The 17,216-nt window shown below is 61.4% G+C and carries 9 protein-coding genes; 7 read left to right on the forward strand and 2 right to left on the reverse strand.

What is annotated here, in order from left to right:
- Positions 1-15 precede the first annotated feature (15 nt).
- Positions 16-816, forward strand: coding sequence for a ParA family protein (locus HF885_RS04910; RefSeq protein WP_170103821.1), 801 nt, complete (start codon positions 16-18; stop codon positions 814-816).
- Positions 809-1,684: a ParB/RepB/Spo0J family partition protein gene (locus HF885_RS04915; RefSeq protein ID WP_170103822.1), complete on the forward strand. Its 876-nt coding sequence runs from the start codon at positions 809-811 to the stop codon at positions 1,682-1,684. Before HF885_RS04910 ends, HF885_RS04915 begins: the two co-directional genes overlap by 8 nt.
- Before the next feature lie 302 nt (positions 1,685-1,986).
- Here HF885_RS04915 and rlmN read toward each other — a convergent pair whose 3' ends face one another.
- Entirely contained in the window at positions 1,987-3,066 is a 1,080-nt protein-coding gene (rlmN, locus tag HF885_RS04920) for a 23S rRNA (adenine(2503)-C(2))-methyltransferase RlmN (protein WP_170103823.1), read from the reverse strand.
- Positions 3,067-3,176: 110 nt separating this feature from the next.
- On the opposite strand from rlmN, the gene HF885_RS04925 reads away from it, so the two are divergent.
- A complete protein-coding gene (locus tag HF885_RS04925; RefSeq protein WP_170103824.1) occupies positions 3,177-4,148 on the forward strand; it encodes a D-alanine--D-alanine ligase family protein in 972 nt (323 codons plus the stop codon).
- Between the two features lie 9 nt (positions 4,149-4,157).
- Entirely contained in the window at positions 4,158-7,112 is a 2,955-nt protein-coding gene (locus HF885_RS04930) for a helicase C-terminal domain-containing protein (RefSeq protein ID WP_170103825.1), read from the forward strand.
- An 84-nt stretch (positions 7,113-7,196) separates the two neighbouring features.
- On the opposite strand, the gene HF885_RS04935 is transcribed toward HF885_RS04930, so the two are convergent.
- On the reverse strand, positions 7,197-9,188 hold the full coding sequence (locus tag HF885_RS04935) for a helix-turn-helix transcriptional regulator (RefSeq protein WP_170103826.1): 1,992 nt from the start codon (positions 9,186-9,188) through the stop codon (positions 7,197-7,199).
- Positions 9,189-9,383: 195 nt separating this feature from the next.
- Here HF885_RS04935 and HF885_RS04940 point away from each other — a divergent pair, with 195 nt between their 5' ends.
- From HF885_RS04940 to typA, 3 genes are all read left to right on the forward strand, one after another.
- Positions 9,384-14,576 (forward strand): hypothetical protein, encoded by a 5,193-nt coding sequence (locus HF885_RS04940; RefSeq protein WP_170103827.1) that lies wholly within the window; start codon positions 9,384-9,386, stop codon positions 14,574-14,576.
- A gap of 32 nt (positions 14,577-14,608) precedes the next feature.
- A complete protein-coding gene (locus HF885_RS04945) occupies positions 14,609-15,073 on the forward strand; it encodes a hypothetical protein (RefSeq protein WP_170103828.1) in 465 nt (154 codons plus the stop codon).
- A gap of 169 nt (positions 15,074-15,242) precedes the next feature.
- Entirely contained in the window at positions 15,243-17,081 is a 1,839-nt protein-coding gene (gene typA / locus HF885_RS04950) for a translational GTPase TypA (RefSeq protein WP_170103829.1), read from the forward strand.
- The last annotated feature ends 135 nt before the right edge of the window (positions 17,082-17,216 follow it).

Consider the following 17,216-nt stretch of genomic DNA (forward strand, 5'->3'; position numbering starts at 1 on the left):
GTGGATGGAGGAGCCTTGGGATTTGAAGAAGTAAAGAGAGCATTTCCGGACAGAGATGCAAAAGTATTGGCGATTATCAACCAAAAAGGCGGTGTTGGAAAGTCAACGACTGCCGTAAATCTTTCTGCAGCACTCGGAGAAAACAAGAAGAAGTGTCTTGTTATAGATTTGGATCCTCAGGGAAACACGACAAGTGGCTATGGAATAGAAAAAGAAGAGCTCGAATACGATGTTTATGATGCACTGCTACAGGACTATCCAATCGAGAAGCTGATTGAAGACACTGTAGAGCCAAATGTCTTCGTTATACCGGCAACAATACAGCTTGCTGGTGCAGAAATCGAATTGGTTTCTGCAATGGCTCGTGAGAGCATCTTGAAGAGCATACTTGATCCAGTCAAAAACAAGTTTGATTACGTGTTTATCGACTGCCCCCCATCCCTTGGATTGCTGACGATAAATGCACTTGTTGCTGCAGACTCACTCCTAATTCCGATTCAATGTGAGTTTTACGCGCTCGAGGGCGTGACCAAGCTGCTCGAATCAATGAAAATGGTTAAGGCTAGACTAAACCCAGACTTGGATGTGTTTGGTGTGGTTATGACCATGTATGATGCACGTACTACTTTGTCGAAACAGGTAGTCGAAGAAGTAACGAAATACTTTGGTAGGAAAGTCTTTAAGACAATAATTCCCAGGAATGTAAAACTCTCTGAGGCACCCTCGCATGGTCTTCCGATTACTATGTATGCACATGTAAGCAAGGGTTCTCTTGCATACATGAAGCTCGCAAAAGAGGTGACAAGGCGTGGCTAGAAAAGGCGGTCTTGGCAAGGGGTTAGAATCATTGATGGGCAGCGCTGATGCAGAAATTAGTGCTATCTCTCCAGAAGCGAGCTTACCGATTTCAAAAATCAAGGTTAACAAGGACCAGCCCAGAAAACAATTTGACAAAGAGGCTTTAGAGGAGCTGGCAGACTCTATCAAGCAAAATGGAGTGCTGCAACCTATACTTGTAAGAAAAGTTGGACAGAATTATGAAATCGTTGCTGGCGAAAGAAGATATCAGGCTGCGAAACTAGCAGGACTCAAAGAAATCCCTGTCAATATCAAAGATATCTCAGACAAAGAAGTATTCAAGCTTGCTCTTATAGAGAATCTTCAGCGCTCAGACCTGAATCCTATAGAAGAGGCACAAGGATATAGGAAGCTACTTGAGCAAGATGGACTAACTCAAGAGCAACTCGGTCAGGCTTTGTCGAAATCAAGATCTGCGATTGCAAATACTTTAAGGCTGTTAGATTTGCCAGATGAAGTGCAGCAAATGATGCTCGAAGGTAAACTGACGGCAGGGCATGCAAGAGCAATTCTTGCGGTTGCTGGTGTTGAAGGCAAAATAAGGCTGGCAGAGAAAGTTGTTCAGGAGAACTTGACTGTCAGACAGACAGAAAATATGGCTCCATTGTTTTCTGACAAAGACACCCAAAAGACAACGACAACAAGAGAACCTACGCCAACTTCATATAAACGAGCTGCTAGACAACTCAGAACGGTATTGAATACAAACGTTAAGGTCAAGAAGCTAAGAAATAGAAATAAGATTGAGATCGAATTCACCACTGAAGATGATCTTGCGAGAATCGTTGATATGTTGTCTTCAGTCCAAGAAGGTGAAGGTGACTAGTTGAGACGTTTGAATGCTATTCTCCTATCGGCGGCAACAGTTGCAACCGGTGCATATATAGGTTGGCACGTGTTGCTAAATGATGATGCCCGCACATCTGTCGTAGAGACATTGAACCAAATTGTTCATGCGGCAAAGAATATGCGAGAGACGATAAATAGACAAAATGGCAATAGCCGTAAGACTGAAGATGTCTTCAAAGATGACGTGATAGAGCAGTGGGGCTCTATCGGATACTAAGTAAAAAAAGGGGGGGCTGAAGCCAATAGGTTTCAGCCCCCCACTCTTCTATTCTTCGTTCCTTATCGTCTTAAGGCACGCTCGACATTTTGTCTAAGCTGTCCACATGCCGCATCGATATCGGAACCTCTGGAGTTACGTATTGTTGCCTCAACGCCTACACTTGCAAGACGTCTAACAAACTCCTGGGCGCGAGCCTCAGAAGTAGGCTGGAACTTCGATCCCCTTACATTGTTAAGCTGAATCAGGTTAACGTGGGCAAGGTTGCTGCGACAAAAGTCGCATAGCGAAGCTAGCTCCTCTTCAGTATCATTGACCCCCTTGATGAGGGCATATTCGTATGTCGGTCGTCTTCCCGTCTTATCTACATACTCTCCCATTACGTCGTAGAGATGAAGTAGGGAGTACTTCTTAACTCCCGGCATCAGCATGTCGCGAGTTCTCTGCACGGCCGAATGGAGCGAAACAGCCAGTGTAAACTGCTCGGGTTCGTTGGCGAACCTCTTGATCATGGGAATCACGCCACAGGTCGACACGGTTAGATGCCTTGCACCTATTCCTGCACCTTCGGGAGAATTGAGCTTGCGCAGCGCACCAAGTACCGCATCGTAGTTCATGAAGGGCTCACCCTGGCCCATCATCACGACGCTGGTAACACGTGTATCAAAGTCATCTCGAACGTGCATAACCTGTTCGTAAATCTCGCCAGCGGTGAGGCTTCTCGTAAGACCAGCTGCTCCGGTAGCGCAGAAAGCGCAACCCATAGCGCAACCAGCTTGTGACGAGGCACATACGGCAAGCTTTCCACGACTGGGCATTCCAACACATTCGACCGATACACCATCATCGTAGCGAAGAAGATATTTCCTGCTTCCGTCCTGCGATGCCTGCTTTACAACCTCTTCGACCCCGCCCATAGAGCAGCGTTCGGAGAGCGCCGCGCGAAGGGATTTGGGCAGGTTTGTCATGTCGTCAAAGGATGATGCGTTCTTCTCCCAAACCCATTCCTCAACTTGTTTTGCACGGAACTTGGGCTGACCCATCTCCTCGAATAGCGCCAAGAGATCCTTGTGGGAAAGTGTGTGAATGTCTGGGCGGTTCGACGTCTTCGAACCTGGCTGCCTAGTGTTGTCATCTTGCATGATTTGGGACCTCGCCTGAGTCTGGTTGTACTTGTGGAGTATCCTCTTCTGAGTTATCTCGCCTATCGAGTTGATACTACCGCACGATGCGGCATGTTAAGGAGTCTAAGATGGAGAAGACCGACGTTACACAATATAAAGTTGCCGTTCTTGCAGGTGGCTGGTCTGACGAAAGGGAAATCTCCCTGCAGTCGGGAAAGGCTTGCGAGAAGGCATTGCGCGACGCTGGTTTTGAGGACGTCGACTTTTTGGACGTGGCGGCCGACGACTTCGTGACGTCGCTCGCAAACGGTGGGTACGACGTGGCGTTTGTTGCCATGCACGGCCGTTACGGCGAGGATGGATGTATACAGGGTATGCTTGAGATTATGCATATTCCATATACGTTCTCCGGGGTGCTTGCCTCGGCAACCGGAACCGAGAAGGAAGTTGCAAAATCTATATATCGCTCAGCGGGAATTCCAGTTCCCGAAGGCGTCGATGTCGCATGCGATGCGGAAATCGACGAGGCGGAGGCTGCCAAGATGGTAGAGCGTCTGGGCCTCCCCATCTTCGTGAAGCCCGCGGCAAACGGCTCCAGCTATGGTGTGACACGTGTGACCAGTGCGGACGAGATTGCGGCTGCCGTGAAGAAGGCCGGTGCCGAGGGAGACAGGGTGCTGGTGGAATCTTGTATCGAGGGCACGGAGATCTCCGTCCCGGTCATAGGCAACGAGGACGCTCGCGCACTTCCGATCATCGAGATTGTGACTGGTGCGGACTTCTATGACAGCAAGGTGAAGTACGAGCCTTCCGCTCTTCACCACATCATTCCGGCACGTTTGCCGGAGGGTCCCTACAAGAAGGCTCAGGAGCTTGCCGTCCGAGCCCACCGGGCGCTTGGATGCCTGGGCGCTTCTAGGAGCGACTTTATCGTCAAGGCCGACGGGACGCCGGTCATCCTCGAGACCAACACCATTCCCGGCATGACCGAGTCGAGCTTGCTTCCCGACTCCGCCAGGCATGACGGCATCGAGTTTCCCCAGCTATGCCGCATGTTCGTGGAGTTTGCCCTCCAGGCTCACGCGAAGGACAAGGAGTAGGTGTACTGAATGGCGAAGGCAGAAGCGACCAAGGCTCCCTCGACGACCGTAGAGTCACTCCTCATGCCAGGGACACCCTCCTCCGTCAGGGAAAGGTATCTGTCACTGGAGGAGCGTGCTCTCACGACAGACTTCGGCCCGCTCGAGGAGGACATCGTCGTTATTGACACCGAGACGACGGGGCTCTCGTTCAAGAACTGCGACCTCATAGAGATTGCCGCGGCGCGCCTGAGCGGACGGGAAATCGTGGACCGCTTCCAGACCTTCGTGCACCCCCATGGTCCCATACCGAAGGAGATAACTGCCCTTACGCACATATCTGACGTAGACGTAGCGGATGCCCCCTCTGCCGAGGACGCAGTCCACTCCCTGTCCGAGTTCGTTGCCGGCTCGCCGGTCCTTGCGCACAACGCGACGTTCGATAGGACGTTTATCGAGGGTGTGTCGGGCGGCCGCGACGTGACAGACAACTGGATCGACACCCTGTCTCTTTCCAGGATCGCCCTGCCCCGCCTGCGGTCTCACAGGCTTTCGGACATGGCCCAGGCCTTCGGGTGCGATTCTGTCACGCACAGGGCGATGGCAGACGTGGACGCCCTCTGCGGCATGTGGCGCATTCTGCTTCTTGGCCTAAGCGATCTGCCGGTTGGCATGCTCGCCCTTCTCGCCCAGATGCACGAGGACGTCGAATGGTCGTTCAGGCCGATTATCAGGCACGTCATGCTCCAGAAGGACAACGTGGACGCTCCGTTCTCTTTGAAGGAGTTGCGCCACGGGCTTCTGGCGGAGGATTCCGTGGAGCCGCGCGGCGATGCGGCCGAGAAGAGCGGTCACCTCAGGGTGATGAGCCAGGACGAGGTGAGGTCTGCGTTTGGGCCGGACGGGGTGGTGCCGAGGCTGTACGAGCACTATGAGCCGCGTCCCGAGCAGGTAGAGATGGCCTTGCAGGTAAGGGCCGCGCTCGCCACGTCGACGCACCGCGCCATCGAGGCTGGTACGGGCGTTGGCAAGTCCATGGCATACCTGCTCCCCGAGGTGGACTTTGCCCGCCGAAACGGTGTGACCGTTGGCGTGGCCACAAAAAGCAACGCGCTTACCGACCAGCTTGTGACCCACGAGCTTCCCGCGCTTTCCGACGCGTTGGGAGGGGTCTCCTTCACGAGCCTCAAGGGCTACGACCACTACCCCTGCCTGCACAGGATGGACCAGGCGGTGCAAAACGCGCTGCCGGAGGAGCTTCTGGGGCAGTCTGGCAGGTCTCTTGCGGCCGTGGAGGAGGACGTCCTGACGGCGCTCGCGGTGACGTATGCGTTTAGCTGCCAATCCCCCGATGGTGATCTGGACGCCCTTGGCATCAGGTGGCGCTATGTCCCTCGGCCGCTTCTGACCACGACGCCCGCGGAGTGCCTGCGCGGAAAGTGCCCGTACTTCCCGAACGAGTGCCTGGTGCATGGGGCCCGCCGCCGCGCGGCGTCGAGCGACGTCGTCGTGACGAACCACTCGCTGCTGCTGCGCGACATCGACATGGACGGGAAGATACTGCCGCCCGTGAGGAACTGGGTGGTGGACGAGGCGCACGGCTTCGAGGCCGAGGCCCGCCGGCAGTGGGCCGTGGAGGTCTCGGGCGAGCGCGCCCGCACGGGGTTCGAGCTGCTTGGGGGCTCGAAGACAGGCGCGATCCACAACGTGATGACGAAGGCCACGGGGTTGGAGGGGTCTACGCTTCTTATAAGGCTCCTCACCAAATGTGCCGCATCAAGTGCGCGGGCGCAGGTTGCCATGTCGGACGCACTTGTTGCGCTTCACGACCTTGCGAAGGTGGCCGGCCCCGGCGGCGGGTACGACAGCCTCACGGTGTGGCTTGACGAAGAGGTGCGCGCCACGCCGGAGTGGGCGTCGCTTTCCGAGGCGGGGCATGCTGCGGCTGACAAGCTCGAAGAGGCCGAGAAGGACGTGCGCTCCGCGGTTGAGGAGCTTGGCAAGGTGGCGCCCCAGCTTGGCGCCGATCTTAACGAGGCCGGCCGCTTCCTGGGCGATCTGAAGGACGGCCTTCGGCTGATAGTGGAGGGCACGGACGAGACGTACGTGTACTCCGCTCAGGTGGCGCGCCGCAAGAAGGACATGTCTTCCGAAAAGCTGCTGGCAGAGAAGCTCGACATTGGTGCCGACCTGGGCGAGCGGTGGCTACCCGAGATGCAGAGCGTCGTGTTTACCTCTGCAACCATCGCGGTGGGCAAGAGCTTCGACCACTTTGACCATGCCGTCGGACTCGACAGGCTTGGCAAGGACATGCACAAGGACGTGCGCCTGGATTCGAGCTTCGACTATGACTCGCACATGTCTGTGGTGGTTGCGAAGGACATGCCCCAGCCCAACGACCCGCGCTATCTGGACAGCCTGTGCGACCTGCTGTTTGACGTGCACAGGTCCATGGAGGGGTCCGTGCTCACCCTGTTCACGAACAGGAGGGACATGGAGCTTGCCTACGGGGTGCTGAAGCCAAGGCTCGCCGGCGTTGGGCTTGAGGTCCTGTGCCAGGAAAGGGGCTCTTCTCCCCGACGCCTTCGCGAGAGCTTTCTGGCGGACAAGAGCCGCTCTCTGATGGCGCTCAAATCGTTCTGGGAGGGGTTTGACGCCTCTGGGGACACGCTGCGCTGCGTGGTGATTCCCAAGCTCCCGTTTGCCAGCCCGCGCGACCCGCTTGTGCGCGAGCGAGAGCGTCGCGAGGACCGCGCGTGGTGGAAGTACTCGCTGCCCGAGGCAGTCATCGAGGTGAAGCAGGCAGCTGGAAGACTGATACGCAGCGCTTCTGACAGCGGCGTTTTGGTGCTTGCGGACTCCAGGCTGGTCACGAAGCGTTACGGTCGGCAGTTTCTGACGTCCCTGCCCAAGACTTCCGGCACCATGCTGGAGTGCGAGAACGTGGGCAGATACATAGAGATGTGGCGAAAGTCGCACGAGTAGGCATGCTGCGAGTGTCTGCGCTGGGTGCGCGGGCGCCCGCAAGCTATGTACAAGCGTGTGCGGCAAGGGCAATGACCGGCGACACTACGCCTGCAGCGCGGACCTTGCGTACTGGCGCACAAGCTTGCACATGTCTGCGTCCTCGATAACGACGGAGCCGCCGCAGGCAGCGAGCCTTCGGGGAAGCCACGTGCCGCCAAAGTAGGGGCAGCTCACGAGCGTTGCGCCGGAAGCCAGCGGCGTAAAGCTCGTCTGGTTCCACAGAAGCGCGTCCACAAGCGTCTGGTCGAGAAGAACGAAGCGAATCGTGCGCTGGGGCGCGCCGTCGGGTGCGACCTTCGGCACGTTGAAGTGGCCTTCTGCAACGGCGACGCCAGTCATGCGGTCTATCCTGAAGTTGCGCATGGAAGAGCGGGAGAGGTCGTAGCCCTCGAGGTACCACTGCCCGTTCCGGTGCGAGATGGCGCCGGGCTTCACAAGGCGGCTGCTGTGCTGTCCGGTGGTGGACGTGTACGCAAACGAGATGATGTTTCGGCTGGTTATGGCATCCGCACAGGTGGGAAGGGCCTTTGGACAGGAAGGTTCTTGCATGGCAGCCGCAAGGCCCGCGACGGCGGGTGCGTCACCGATCGCTGCGGACAGACTTTGCGAGAGCTTCTGGAAGAGAGGGTCCTGGGGCTCTACTCCCGCAAGCAACAGGGCCGCAATCAGCGACACGGACTCTGTCAGCGTAAGGCGAATGGGCCTTCCGGCGGTGGTGCCGAACAGGAGGACCGCCTCGCTCATGTCGTCGTCCGTGGCGAGGGGAAGCCTGTTGAGGCTCTCCTCGTCCGAAGCGTCGATGAGCAGGCTGAGCAGGTGCTTTGCATGAGCGATGGTGCAACCCAGGCGCTGTGCCACCACGTTTGCGCTGATGGTGGCGCCCTCCGAGTCGAGCGAGCCGATGAGGGCGGAAAGCTGCCGAGCCTCGAGCACTCCTCCCTTGCGACCGCGCCGTCGTGGGTGGGACTGACTTGCATGTGACTTTCCTGCCGCCAGCCAGGGGTCGAGGGCCCGTGGCTGGCAGTCGCTTGCCGCCAGCAGAATGTTGCGATATGCCTGCACCAGGGACTCTGGCTCCACGGGCGCGACGACGGCGTCAATGGACCAGGCGGCCGCGACCTGCGCGTTCGATACAGGCACGCCCTGCACGAGGCCATCTTCCATCGTGTAGCCCCGTGCGGCAAGCTCGGATACGCCCGGGGCACAAGGGTCGCCCGTGTGACCTGCCGCGCCAAGGGGCGAGAAGGACGCGCGCAGCGTGACCTCGCCCATCTGGAACGGGAGCCTGACGAAGTCGCCTATGCAGAAGTCTTGCGGTACCTCGTACGTTCGCGAGGCGATTGCCCTTACCTTGCGGAAGCGGTCGAGACGGAACGTCCGCGGGGATGAGGCTACGGCGCGGGAGTCCCTGTCATACTCGCACGCGACGAAGTACGTCTGCTCCCTGAAGCCGAAGGAGCCGTAAAGGGCAAGGCAGTAGTCCTTCTCGGCAGCGTCTTTTGGCTGGTAGCGCACGTCTATGGGGTGGCGAGCCTGCAGCGCGTCCAGAAGCTCGGCAAGGGTCGAGTCCCACGGTTTGCCGCCGGTGGCGTCGCGGCGCGTCACCACTGCGTTGTACCTGCGGTTTATCTTTGCGAGTGCGAGTGTGAGCTCGTCTCGGTACGGAAACGCCGGGTCGTTTGCAAGCGGCATGCACGCAACGTCGATGAACGCGGCGTCCTGCCTCGTGAGCTCCTGCGGATGGGCGAACGTCGCCTGCGCGTCGATGGCCCACAGTGCCCCGCTGGCGTTGCGACCGGACTCGACCACGGCTACGCCGCAGGTAGAAAGCATCTTTCTGTCGCGCTGGAACTTCTTGAAGAACGCCTGCTCGTCGAGGTCCGGATAGTAGAGGGAGCGGATTGTGGCCGTTGGCATGGGCACCCTGCTGGCCGCGAGGCCGATCATGAGGGAAGAAAGCCGCAAGGCCTGGATGTCGTCGCTGTTGCGATCGTCAAACTCGTCTTCCACGGTGTTCTTGCTTTGCCTTGCCATGCTCTCACTTTCCCTGGCAGATATCTGCACCTGCTCGCGCGCCTGGACCGTGTGCCTCCGGGTGGCCTTTGGCCGCTTGATTACCCTCCAATATAGGGTAGGTTATGCGCGTTTGGGAAACGCGGGAAGAGAAGACGTATACTCAGACGATGGAGTACTAGCGGAAAATCGTTGCCTGGGGCAAAGGACAATAGCATGGCGACAACTCGCACCTATCTTGATTACCTAGACGAGAAGATCGACATCTCGCCCGCCAACAGCCAGGAGGAGCTTGACGCTGCCGAGCTGATGGGCTCCCTTATGGAGGAGCACGGCCTCGACGTGCAGATGCAAGAGTTTGATGCGCCGTCGCAGGGGAAGCTTGCGCACTACGTGCTTTATATAATTATGTTTGTGGGTATGCTGCTGGCAGGGTTTTTGGGAACCATCGCCGGTGCGGTGGGCCTCATTCTTGTGGCGGCTTCCTTCGTGCTGCTTGCCATGGAGTTTGCCGGCCGTGACGTGCTGGGCAACATTGGCCCTAGGGGTCGCAGCCAGAACGTGATCGGTGTGCACCGCGCCACCGGTCCGCTTGTGATGAAAGGCAACCGCCCCATCGTGATTGTGGCTCACTACGACAGCCCGAACGAGGACCTGCTGAGCCGCCCCCAGATCGCAAGGTACCAGCCCACGTTGAAGCGTGCGACGTTCTATTGCGCGGTGGTCGTCCCGATCTGCGCGCTGGTACAGCTGTTGGGCTTTCTTCCGGAAGGCTTTAGGCACATATTCTGGATCGTGGGCATTCTGGCGTCGCTTCCGCTGCTGGCGGTGGGAGTCTCTGCTATCTATCAGAAGTTTGCACCCTGCACGACGGGCGCGAATGACAACAAGGCCTCTCTTGCGGCAATGCTGGGCGTGATGGACATGGTGCGTCCCGCCGACGATGCCGCGAAGCGCTATGTTGCGCTGCACCCGCGTCAGCCGATGGAGGAGCTCCCGCAGGAGGAGCCGGCCCAGCAGGGCGAGGAGTATGCGGAGCCGCTTGCCGGCGAGGGGCAGTACGCTGGCGAGGACGGCTACTACCCTGCCGAGGCGGTTGCCGGGGAGAACGCTCCCGAAGAGGCTGCTCAGGCGCAGCCCGTGCCGGAGGCCCAGGCGGAGCCCGAGGCGCCGGCAGATGCGGCAGGCTCGCCATCCGCTGTGGAGCCGTCCGACGCGGAGGGCGCGGACGCGTACTACCCCGAGGCATACGACGCCGTCGCGCCGGAGGCCGCTGCCAACGCCGCACCGGCCGCGAAGCCCGAGGTGCCGACGAACCCCGTTGCCGCCTTCTTCAAGAAGGCCTCTGCAAGCATCGCCGGTGGCGTGCGCACCATTCGCGACGAGGTAGAGGCGCGTCGCGCCGGCGACGCCGCGCACGCGGCCGAGCAGCCCGCAGAGGGCGAGGACTTTGCCGAGGCGACCGCCGGCTATCCGGAGGACTTTGCCACGGAGGAGGAGCCGCAGGGCGAGAAGAGCGAGGCACCCGCGCCGCGCGCCGACGTGTCTGGTGCGCATGACGTGCACGTGCGTCGCGCGACCCCTCTGCCCGCGCAGGTTCCGGAGGTCGACCCGTTTGAGGACAACGTCCGCCGCGGTCCGGACTTCATGGGGAGCCTGAACATTCTTCCGGCTGACTGCGAGATCGTGTACGACAATCCGCCGCGCCCGCGCCCGGACCTCTCTAACCTTCCGGAGGTCCCCGAGATCCCGGACTTCACGGCGGAGTTTGAGGAGAAGTACGCCGCGTCCTTCTCGCCCAAGGCGCCCGAGGCACAGCCCGCGCCCGACTCGACTGCCGATGCCGTTGCGCCGCGCGACGTCGAACCGCTTGCCACCGTGCAGCCGCATGTGGCAGGGAATCTGGACGAGACGAGGTATTCTCCCGTCGCGGCCGGCAACCCCTATATAGAGAGCGCGCCCGCCGAAGTCGACTACATACATTATGTGACGTACGACGAGCAGTACCCCATTGTTGAGGAGTACGAGGTAATAGAAGAGCCGAAGCACGACGAACCGGGCGACTCGGGCGAGGCGCCGGGAGCCGCTGCGGCTGACGCGACCGACGCGCCGCGTGGAGACGGGGCCACGCCGGTTGCGGGTGGACCCGCTTCGGACGCATCGGACTATGCGACGGATGCCGTTGCGGCACCGGCTGGCGAACCCGCGCATACAACTGATAGGCACGACGCCACGTCGCGCGAGGACACCGCGCACATGGACGCGGCCTCCGCTGTCGACGACGGCCAGCCCCACCTGATTGACCTTCCGGAGATCGAGCCTCACTACACGGCGATCGACCATGCGGTTCCCGAGGTCATATATGAGGACGAGCCTGAGCCCGAGCCCGAGCCCGACGCTGAACCTGCCGCGCAGCCGGAAGCCGCGCAGGATGAGCAGGCCGTGGCAGAGGCGCCCGCGTCTGATGCGGACCTTGCGCCGGAACAGGAGTGGGAGTCCGACGAGTCCGATACGGTCGTGGACGAGGATTACGAGGTCGAGGATTCCACGGGCGACGAGGCCGCGGGTGCCGAGCAGACAACTGCAGAGGACGACGAGTTTCTCATCCCCGTGAGCAATGACGCGGCGGAGCCCTACTACTATGATGCGCCCGCCCTCGAAGGCGATGACGCCGAGAAGGACGAGACCACTGCGGCCGAGGGCGTTGACGATGGTGCGGGCGTCGTGCCGACCGAGGATGATGCCGCCGGCGAGACTTCGTGGGAAGAGCTGGTTACCGTTGGACCCGCGCGGTCGGAAGAAAAGCAGAAGGCGTCTGGCTTCCTGGCGAAGCTGAAGTCGCTGTTTGCCGGACATGGTGCTCGCCAGAAACCCGCAAGGTATGCGGCACCGGGCGAGGAACCCTTGCCGGTTGACTCGACGGCGGACATGCCGGTGCTCCACCTGGAAAACGACGACAAGAGTGAGCCAGGCGAGCACGCTGCAGCCAACGTTGACCCGACGCAGAGATACGACCCCGTCTCCCAGGAATCTGCAAGCGATTGGGACGCGCAGCCGTACGCCGAGTATGCCGAGGAAGACTCGGCGGACTACGACGATGATTACCGTGTCGACGCGACGGACGACGATGGCGCGTACGACGACCATGAATACGATGTAGCGCCGGCCGGCGAACCGCATGATGCATCGTTTGGGCCGGAGCCCGCGCCCGAAGCCGAGGTTGCGCCCGAAGCTGAGCCCGCGTCGGAATACGAGGCTGCGCCCGAGTACGAGCCAGAGGCCGAAGCGGCGCCGGAGGAGGAGCACGGCTTTGCCGCAACCTTTGGCGTTGACTCCATTGGGGACGACGCCCCGATAATAGAGGACTACGAGGTCATCGACGACACTAGGGCGGACGACCCGAAGGTGCCCGGCTCGCAGCTTCCTGATGCGGACGCGATCCCTTATCAACAGTCGGCGCCGGAGGAGGAGTTCTCGGACGAGGCTGCGGACGACACCGCGCGGCTTGACGCCCTTGAGGCGACGGCTCACCTTAAGCCGCTTCGCCCCGCCACGCTGAGGGACGAGTACGGCGATGGCGTGGAGCCCATGCCGACGTACGACGAGCCGGAGGACGCGGCCTCGCAGGAGGAGCCCGCCGCAGCGGACGACACGACGGAGCAGGACACCGTGCCCGCCGAGCCGCTTGAGGCTCCGGTTGCGACGCAGGCTGACGAGACGGTGCCGGAGGTCGCTGCGCAAGTGGCCGAGGTAGAGGCGCTACCGGTGGCCGGCACCGCCGAGAACGTGACGGAGCCTGCAGACGACGCGGGCGCGCCGCTGGGCGGTGATGGCGAGGCGCGCGCCGAGGCGGATCGCGACGTTGACGAGACGGCGGATGCAACGGAGGAGACAGAGTCGCAGTTGCCTTCCGAGGCGGAGGCGACTGGGGCCATGTCTGGCTACAGCTTTGTTCCAAACGAGGAGGTTCCCGAGGAGGAGCTTGCCGCAAAGGACGCATCCGGCCTGGACGCGCCCATCGAGGACGACACCCCTGCGGAGAAGATCCCGGCGCCGCGGCCGATTGACGACCCAAGCTGGGGCCGGAGCGAGTTCAGGCCGGCCCACAACAGCATGGCCCGCCGCGCCGTGCTGTTTGACCTGCCGGATCCCAGCGAGGCTACGACCGACCCGTTTGGCACGGGCAACATTGGCAACTCCGGCGCGCTTCGCACTGGGCGCACCCCCATTGCGGCCGGCGCCGAGAAGGTGGACTCCGCGCCGCTTGGCACGCGTGAGCCCATCGGCCTGGTCAACGGCACCCATGCCATGCAAGACGAGGCCAGCCGCCTGAGCGGAAGCGCGGAGCGAACCAGAAAGGCGCAAGCTGCCGCGGCACGCAAGCGCTTCTCGTCCCTTTTTGGTAACAGGGAGAAGCGCCGCGACCCAGAGCCGGAGCAGCAGTCCATGGGAGAGTGGCTTGGCGTGGGAGACGACTTCGACGCGAAGACGGACGGTCGCAAGATTGGCGACTGGCAGCACTTTGGCGAGGACGAGAAGAACGGCGACTCCGGTCGCCGCGGAGACTGGAAGGGCGGTGCCACCACGCGCTCTGGCTTTAGGGTCGTGGAGGGCGACGGTGACGATTCCGCCGGCGTCTATGGCGGGCAGCCGTACGATGGGCAGCCGTACGACGACCAGCCGGCCTACGACGACCAGCAGCCAACCTATGACGACCAGCCTCAGGCCGACGACGCCGCCCCGCAGGCGGAGGGCTACGACCTGTACCCGGCGGACGATTCTGCCTACCAGCAGGGCGCGAACGATTCCGGCACAGACGCGGCGGCAGGCGCTGAGGGCTATGCCGTCGACGGCTACGCGCAGGGCGCGGCGCCCGCGGACGCGTATGCGGGCGCGGAGGTCGCCGGGCAGGAGCCCACGCAGGAGGACCTGCGCCAGGCCATACTTGGCATGAGCAACGACGAACTGCTGGCGCACGACATCTACTTCGTGGCGCTGGGCGCGTCGAACGTGGACCATGCGGGCATGAAGCACTTCCTGGCGGAGCACCGCGGCGACATCCGCGGCGCCTTCCTGCTGAACCTGGATTCCGTTGGCGCGGGGGACCTGGTGTTCCTGACGCACGAGGGCCGCACGAACACGCGCCGCTCTGACAGGAGGATGGGCAGGATGCTGATGGGCATAGCAAAGGACCTGCACATTCCGCTGGGCAGGGCGAAGCTCGACTGGGGAGAGACCGACGCGACCCTGGCCATGCAGAACTCCGTGCGCGCGACGACACTCATGGGCATGAGCCCGGACGGCGTGCCGGCGCTTTCCGCAACATCGGACGACGTGCCAGAGAACGTGAACCCGTCGCAGGTAGTGGCGGTTAGCGACCTGATCGCAGAGCTGATCCGTCGCTCGTAGGGGCAGGCGACGGGATTTCGAAAGGCGGACGCATGTCTAGCAAACGCGAAGACGAAACGAGGGCCGATGGCATCTCGCCGGAGCTCGACCGGCTCTCGGCCGCGCTCATGGGGGATGCCCTGGACCTGCTGGCCGCCGGCGAGGACGTGAACGTGCTGCTGGTGGCATCGGACGCCAAGGGAAACGTCGCGTCCTTCTCGTTTTCTGACGACGGGATCGAGGAGTGCCTCGAGGGCGCGCGCGATAAGGTGCGCGCGCTTGCGAAGGCCAAGGGCGACGCGGAATCCGGCGTGGGGGAGCCCGTGCGCTATGCCATCACGTACGTGGGCGCCGTGGCGGACGAATCCGGCACGTACCAGGACGCCCTGTTGCTGGAGTTTGGCGAGAAGGGCTACAGGTCGTACTCGGCATACTCATACTTCAAGGGCAAAGGCATGGGCGAGGGATTTGCCTGGACCGATCCCGCGCCCGCAGGGGAGCTAGAGCCCCTGCTGTGAGGGCACGTCCTTCTCGCCCGAGAAAACCAGACGCGCGGCAGGCCGGCCTTGTCTTGAGGCTGCCTGCCGCGAGCAGTTTAGATGGAAAGCGGCAGGTGGCGCTCTTGCACGTGTCTGCGTGCTATAAAGTTTTGCAGGTTACACCGCTGAATTGACAGAAGAGGTAAACATGCTCCAGGAGCACATCAGGAACATCGCAATCATCGCGCACGTCGACCACGGCAAGACGACGCTGGTTGACCAGATGCTGAAGGCGACGCATGCCTTCCGCGAGAACCAGCAGGTTCAGGAGCGCGTGCTTGACTCCAACGACCAGGAGCGTGAGCGCGGCATCACGATTCTTGCGAAGAACATCTCCATCGAGTACAAGGGCGTGAAGATCAACGTGATCGACACGCCGGGCCACGCGGACTTTGGCGGCGAGGTGGAGCGCGTGCTGAAGATGGCCGACGGCGCCGTTCTGCTGGTGGACGCGGCCGAGGGCCCCATGCCGCAGACGCGCTTTGTGCTTTCGCACGCCATCGCGGCGAACCTGCGCATCATGGTGTGCATCAACAAGATCGACCGCGAGGGCGCGAACCCCGAGAAGGCGCTGAACGACTGCCTCGACCTGATGATGGACCTGGGCGCCGACGACGACCAGCTTGAGTTTGCCATGGAACACGTGGTGTACGCGTCTGCCGTGAACGGCTACGCGCGCCTGGATCCCGATGACGGCAACATGGACATGTACCCGCTGCTTGACATGATCGTGGACGCGCTGCCCGCGCCGGACGTGGACGTGGACGGCCCGCTGGCCATGCAGTGCGTGACCGTGGATCACTCCGACTATGTGGGCCGCATCGGCATCGGGCGCATCTACTCTGGCACCATCCACGCGGGCGACAAGATCCTGGTTGTGAAGAACGACGGCTCGCGCGCCATGAGCCAGGTGAAGCAGCTGTTCACGTTTGACTACCTGGGCCGCAAGGAGTGCACGCAGGCGGAGGCCGGCGACATCGCGGCCGTGGTGGGCCTTGACTCCACCGACATCGGCGACGTGTACACCGACCCCGAGAACCCCGTCGAGCTCGACCCGATCGAGATCGACCCGCCCACGCTCTCCATCATCTTCGAGCCCAGCACGAGCCCGCTTGTTGGCCGCGAGGGCGACATCGTTGGCGGCCGCCAGCTTAAGGAGCGCCTGGAGCAGGAGCGCGAGAACAACGTTACCATGCGCATCGAGGAGACCCCGGACAAGACCGGCGTCGAGGTTGCGGGCCGCGGCATCCTGCACCTGTCCGTCCTGATGGAGCAGATGCGCCGGGAGGGCTTCGAGTTCCAGGTTGGCCGCCCGAAGGTCCTGTTCAAGAAGGACGAGAACGGCAACAAGCTCGAGCCGATCGAGGAGGCCGTCGTCGAGTGCCCGAACGAGTGCTCCGGCAAGGTCATCGAGGTGTTTGGCAACGCCGGCGGCACGATGAGCAACATGAGTGCAGGCATCCAGCAGACTCATCTTGAGTTCCACATTCCCACGCGCGGCATCATGGGCCTGAAGACCCGCATCATGAACGTGACGCACGGCGAGGCCGTGTTCTATCACAACTTCCTGGAGTACGGCCCGTTTGCCGGCGAGATCGGCGGCCGCCAGAACGGCGCCATGATCTCCATGTCGACCGAGAAGGCCGTCGCGTACGCCCTGGGCACCCTGCAGGAGCGCGGCCAGCTGTTTGTGTCGCCCGGCGACGACTGCTACGAGGGCATGCTCGTGGGCGAGCGCTCCAAGCCCGGCGACATGGTCGTGAACGTTGCCCGCACCAAGCAGCTGGGCAACCAGCGCTCCTCCACCGCGGACATCGCGGTGCAGCTGACGCCGCCTAGGACGTTCACGCTCGAGGAGGCCCTGGAGTACATCATGGACGACGAGCTGGTCGAGGTAACTCCGAAGAGCGTCCGCATGCGCAAGCGCATCCTCTCCGAGACGGAGCGCCGCAAGTGGCGCGTCAGGAATGGCCTGGTGAACAAGTAAGGCCTGCGATAGACAGGACGCTGCGCGCGCAGGGCTGCGACAACGCGAGAGACAGGTGCAAGACTTCGCCGCCGAGAAGGGCATGGGGCTCTTCTCGGCGGCGTCTTCGTGAGTGCGACGATGTTCGGGCGGCAC

This window comes from Parafannyhessea umbonata (assembly GCF_012844235.1).
Classification (GTDB): Bacteria; Actinomycetota; Coriobacteriia; order Coriobacteriales; family Atopobiaceae; genus Parafannyhessea.